We start from the raw sequence: 1,126 nt of genomic DNA, 5'->3' as shown, positions 1-1,126 counted from the left end.
CGCTGGTGCGCGGGGCCGGGGCGGGGCACCGGGCGGGCTGGGACCTGACCCTGACCGCACCCAAGACGGTATCGCTGCTCTGGGCCGCGGGGGATGCCGAGGCACGGGCGCAGCTGGAGGCCATCCACGCCGCGGCCGTCGAGGAGGCGCTCGGCTTCCTGTGCGTGGAGGAGCTGGTCGAGGTCCGGCTCGGGGCCGGCGGTCACCGGCGCGAGGCGCCGGCCGGCCTGATGGCCGGGCGCTTCGATCACTACACGTCGCGGGCCGGTGACCCGAATTGCCACACGCACTGCGTGTTGATCAACGCCGCTGTATCTAAGGATAAAAAACCTAGGACCCTGGAACCGGAACGGCTCTACCGGTGGCAGCTCGTGGTCGGCAGCGCCTACCGGGCCGCGCTGGCCGAGCGCCTGGTGGGCGAGCTCGGCCTGTCCTTGCGTCCAGCGGGCCAGGGGCAGTTCGAGATCGCCGGCATTCCCGATGCGGTGATCGAGGCCTTCTCGAAGCGCTCGGCCGCGATCGAGGCGCGGGTCGGTGGCGATCGGGCTGCCGCCTCTGGAGCGCAGAAGGAGGTGGCGGCGCTCGCCACCCGCGGCGCCAAGGCCGATCTGCCGACCGGGCCGGCGCTGGAGGCGCGCTGGCGCGCCGAGTTCACCGCGCTCGCGCACGACCCATGGGTCGCGGTGCGCACTGCAGCGCGGGAGCCGGCCCGGGAGCATAGAGCCGAGCGTGCGCCGGAGCCTGCCTTCGATCCGCCCGAGATCGCCGGCGCGACGCCTGTGGCACGCGCAGCCTCCGCCCTGCTCCGACATGAGAACGTGCTCACGCGCCGAAGCCTGATCGAGCGGGCGCTCGACGAGGCGGCGCTGCAGGGACACGGACTCGTGGCGGTGCGGGACGAATTGGCGGAGCTGGAGCGGTCCGGCCAGCTCGTGCGCCTGGTGCAGGCTGAGCGGGAGGCCTGCTGGACGACGCCGGGGATCGCTGCCGCAGAAGCGGCGCTGCTGCGCGCCGCGGACCGGCCCGCGGCCGAGCGCGTCATACCAGTACCGGTCGTGGACGCGGTGTTGGCCATCGCTGCCCCGCTCGCCGAGGAGCAGAAGGCGGCCCGAGCTATGCAGGATTT

General features: G+C 73.4%; 1 protein-coding gene. It reads left to right on the top strand.

Annotated elements, in window-relative coordinates; translation table 11 throughout:
- On the top strand, window positions 1-1,126 hold a 1,126-nt coding region (mobF, locus tag MZTS_RS24735), incomplete at both ends, for a MobF family relaxase (RefSeq protein ID WP_192285974.1).

Origin of the sequence: Methylorubrum zatmanii (assembly GCF_014845115.1) — a bacterium.
GTDB lineage: Bacteria > Pseudomonadota > Alphaproteobacteria > Rhizobiales > Beijerinckiaceae > Methylobacterium > Methylobacterium zatmanii.
This window is presented reverse-complemented; position numbering and strand designations above follow the sequence as displayed.